The organism is Hyphomicrobium sp., assembly GCF_035572195.1.
GTDB lineage: Bacteria > Pseudomonadota > Alphaproteobacteria > Rhizobiales > Hyphomicrobiaceae > Hyphomicrobium_B.
Genome location: NZ_DATNBA010000143.1, coordinates 1 through 3,729 on the forward strand (window position 1 = coordinate 1; position 3,729 = coordinate 3,729).

4 protein-coding genes and 2 pseudogenes are annotated in these 3,729 nt (G+C 61.1%); 1 reads left to right on the forward strand and 5 read right to left on the reverse strand.

What is annotated here, in order from left to right:
- From VN623_RS12230 to VN623_RS12250, 5 genes and pseudogenes are all read right to left on the reverse strand, one after another.
- A pseudogene (locus tag VN623_RS12230) lies at positions 1-210 on the reverse strand (MFS transporter); the annotation flags it as partial.
- A gap of 12 nt (positions 211-222) precedes the next feature.
- Positions 223-789 (reverse strand): hypothetical protein, encoded by a 567-nt coding sequence (locus VN623_RS12235; protein WP_325571270.1) that lies wholly within the window; start codon positions 787-789, stop codon positions 223-225.
- A gap of 89 nt (positions 790-878) precedes the next feature.
- Positions 879-1,697 carry an arsenite methyltransferase gene (locus tag VN623_RS12240; protein ID WP_325571271.1) on the reverse strand — a complete coding sequence of 273 codons (819 nt, stop codon included), beginning with the start codon at positions 1,695-1,697 and terminating at the stop codon, positions 879-881.
- Positions 1,698-1,790: 93 nt separating this feature from the next.
- Positions 1,791-3,155 carry an NAD(P)-binding domain-containing protein gene (locus VN623_RS12245; protein ID WP_414653214.1) on the reverse strand — a complete coding sequence of 455 codons (1,365 nt, stop codon included), beginning with the start codon at positions 3,153-3,155 and terminating at the stop codon, positions 1,791-1,793.
- Positions 3,156-3,197: 42 nt separating this feature from the next.
- Positions 3,198-3,521 (reverse strand): metalloregulator ArsR/SmtB family transcription factor, encoded by a 324-nt coding sequence (locus VN623_RS12250; RefSeq protein WP_325571275.1) that lies wholly within the window; start codon positions 3,519-3,521, stop codon positions 3,198-3,200.
- A 132-nt stretch (positions 3,522-3,653) separates the two neighbouring features.
- On the opposite strand from VN623_RS12250, the pseudogene VN623_RS12255 reads away from it, so the two are divergent.
- Positions 3,654-3,729, forward strand: a pseudogene (locus VN623_RS12255) (transcriptional regulator); the annotation flags it as partial.

Consider the following 3,729-nt stretch of genomic DNA (forward strand, 5'->3'; position numbering starts at 1 on the left):
GACGCGGTCGATCTGCCGTCCGACGCGGGGTCCGAGCAATCCCGAGATCACGAGCGAGGCCGAGAACGCCGCGAAGAACCAGTTGCTGGAAATCCCGAGGTCGTGCGCAATCGGATCGGCGAGAATGGCCGGCAGGTAGTAACTCGACCCCCATGCCAGCGTCTGGGCGGTGCCCAGCGCCGCGATCACCCCCAAGCGTCGTCGATCCACGTTTAGCAGCCTTCAGTCGAAGTCACGCCCGACCTCCTTCCCACCTTCCCGGCGGTCAAGCCGATATGCTTTTACCAATGGGTGCGAGAAGAGCGCCCGGGCAATCAGCGGTGAAGCGATTGCCACAGGCAGGAGCCAATAGGTGAAGGCGGGAAGGTTCTTCCATACCGGCAACTGTTTTCCATTGTCTACGTAGAACGCGATCAGCATGACGAGATAGGACAAGCTCATTCCGCCAATGTGTAGCCTCACCCAATGCTGCCAGCGTGATCGAAGTGCCGACCGAGCGAGCCATGCGCACCCGAAGGAAGCAGCTCCCAAGATGAACAAGTGGTAGTTCTCCGACCAGCGCATGATCGAGAGAAAGGCCGCTGAAGTAGACAGAGCCAGCAAGCACCAGAAGTAAATCGTACCAAGCCTGGAATGCCGCCCCCGCCCCTTCCTGGACAACATCGCGCCCGCGCCGGCAATGACGCACGCAATCCCAAGCGGGATATGCACTCCGACGACGACCGCAAGAAACGCGGGGTTCGTTGACGGAACAACGATGCCGCCAATGGTGGTCGAATCTCCTTCCATCGATCAAGCTCTGAATCAAGCCCGTCTGCTGATCTGTGTATAGACCTCTGCCATCCACGGGCGCCCCCGCGATCTCAGTCGGGAATGCCTCAGTTACAGCATGTAGGCACGCAACAAGATACAGCGCCGGGCTTCACGGCGCGGATAAAGGCGCCCATGAACTTGCCGTCGACCTCCTTTGCCATTGCGTCCACGTCGATGCCCTTGCCCGCCAGGAATTCTCGTGCATCGGCCACGCGGTAGATGCGCGTCGGCTCGATACTGGCCTGCTCGAAGCCAGCAGCCCTGAGCTTGGACGTGTATTCATCCTCTTCCAGCGCGCCGGCGATGCAGCCGACCCACAGCAGCATGTCGCGGCGCAATTGTTCGGGCACCTGTCCGCGGGTCACCACATCGGATACCGCAAATCGTCCGCCGGGCTTCAATACGCGAAACGCCTCACGGATGACTTGATCCTTGTCTGCCGAAAGATTGATTACACAATTTGAAATGATCACGTCCACGGAGTTGTCCGGCAGGGGGATGTGCTCGATTTCGCCCTTGAGGAACTCGACGTTTTGTGCGCCGGCTTTCTTCTGGTTCTCGCGGGCAAGGGCCAGCATCTCGTCAGTCATGTCGAGCCCATAAGCCTTGCCGGTCGGGCCGACACGGCGCGCCGACAACAATACGTCAATCCCGCCGCCCGATCCGAGATCGAGCACCGTCTCGCCTTGCTTGAGCTCGGCCAGTGCGGTCGGGTTGCCGCAGCCGAGCGACGCGAGCACGGCCGTCTCCGGTAGCTCGCCGGTTTCAAGCTCGGAATAGAGCTTTGAGGTAATCGGGCTTGAAGATGCCGGCCCGCAGCAGGAACCCGCGCGCAACGCGGCCTGGCTGTACTTCTCGCGAACGGCTTCCTTGATATCTGTCATTACGACCTCCTCGATCACAACATTTCGATCCAACGTCCACGCTCTAGCGCGGCGATGACTCCCAACCGTCGTCGATCCACCGCCGGTAGCCCCTTAAGAACAGCCGCACCCTGACTTGCCGACCGCCTTCGCCGCAGCATCATCCGCACAGCAGGCACTCTCCCCGGCCGGTGCCGGCCCGCCGCAACAATTGGACGCAACGGCGCCAACCTCCACGCCCCCACGCGTGCAAACGCCGGTCTCAGGCAGTTCAAGTTCGACACGCGCAGCGGCTTCCTTGTCGCCGGCTATGTCGGCAGCGATCGAGCGCACCTGTTCGTAACCTGTCATCATCAGGAAGGTCGGCGCGCGACCGTAACTCTTGATGCCGGCAAGATAGAAGCCCGGGTCGTCCTGCAGCAACTCACGCGCGCCATGAGGGCGTACGGTTCCGCAGCTATGTTCGTTTGGGTCGATCAAGGGCGCGAGCGCGACCGGCGCTTCGATGGCGGGATCCAGGCGCAGACGGATTTCACTCAGCATGGAATGGTCCGGACGAAAGCCGGTCGCGACGACAAGTTCGTCCACAAGCACATAACGTGCGCGGCATCCTGAACCCGCCGCGACGCGCAAACGCCCCTCGGTCGAAGCGATACTGGACACAGGGAAGCCGGCCTCGACCTTCACCCGTCCCGAGGCAACCAACGAAGCGAAATGAGCCCCAAGCTCGCCGCGTGCAACCAGCTTGTCGTTGGCGCCCCCGCCGAACGACTTGGCCGGATCATTGCCACGCAGCAACCATATCACGCTGCCACCCGGCGCCTGCTGAGCGAGGACTGTCAAGTCGATCAGCGTTCCGATGGCAGAGTGCCCTGCCCCAAGCACGGCGACACTCTTGCCAGCGAAGCGCGCCCGATCTCGCCCAAGCACGTCTGGCATACCATAAGAAATCTTCGCTTGGGTCTCGCGTTCACCAATGGCAGGCAGCCCATTGGCGCCGGCCGGATTGGGCGAGCCCCATGTGCCTGATGCATCTATCACGGCGTCGGCCAGCAACACTTCGGCACCCTTGCCGTTCTGATAGCGAATCTCGAATGGCGTGTTCTCGCGTCCCCTGGTCTTCGCCTTGTCGAAGCCGACGCGGCTCACAGACGTTACGCGGCTCGAGATGCGGATCCTGTCTTTCAAGGCAGTTTTTGTTGCAAGCGGCTCGATGTACCGCTCTAGCAGCTCAGCGCCGGTCGGGTAGACGTTGGGCTCCGGCGAATTCCAGCCGGTCGGCGCGAGCAACCGTCCAGCGGCCTTGTCCACATTGTATTCCCAGGGCGAGAAGAGCTGCACGTGCTGCCACTGGCGGACGGAATGCCCGGCATCGGGCCCGGCTTCGAGCACGATCGGATCGAGGCCGCGTTCAAACAGACGTGCCGCGGCCGCAAGACCCACGGGACCCGCACCGATCACTGCAACAGACTTGCTCATGCACACGTTCCTTCTAGAAGGATGGAAATATCTGTGAAAAGATCATGCAACCCTTGCCGGCTTCGCCACCTCCGTGCAGGTCGCATCGGCGCAGCACTCGGCGACGAGAAAGTCGACGATCCCGCGCATCACGTCATAATTGGCGCGGCAGATCAGCGTCGTCGCCTGCCGCTCCTGGCTGATCAAACCGACGGCCACAAGCGCCTTTAGATGATGGGAAAGGGTTGAAGCGGCGAGTTCGAGCTTGGTCTGGAGTTTGCCGACGGTCATCCCGGCGTCGCCCGCACGCACGAGCGCGCGATAGATTTTCAGGCGGGTCGGGTTGCCGAGGGCTTCAAGGCGGGCGGCTGCGTCATCGATCTTCATGAAAATAAACATAGGCGCGCTCGGTCCGGACGTCAACCGTATTTCTAGAATATTAGAAATATTGACGAGCCGGCAAGCATTGCCGGCCTTCGGGGATTGACGCATCTCAAATATTTCCATAAATCTGGATATATGGAAATCGAACAAGCTGTCATGGCGCTGGCCGCCCTTTCGCAATCGACTCGTCTGGAAGCCTTCCGGACTCTGG

Coding starts and splice junctions, on each gene's coding strand:
- VN623_RS12235 (WP_325571270.1), bottom strand. CDS start 789: ATGGAAGGAGATTCGACCACCATTGGCGGCATCGTTGTTCCGTCAACG.
- VN623_RS12240 (WP_325571271.1), bottom strand. CDS start 1,697: ATGACAGATATCAAGGAAGCCGTTCGCGAGAAGTACAGCCAGGCCGCG.
- VN623_RS12245 (WP_414653214.1), bottom strand. CDS start 3,155: ATGAGCAAGTCTGTTGCAGTGATCGGTGCGGGTCCCGTGGGTCTTGCG.
- VN623_RS12250 (WP_325571275.1), bottom strand. CDS start 3,521: ATGAAGATCGATGACGCAGCCGCCCGCCTTGAAGCCCTCGGCAACCCG.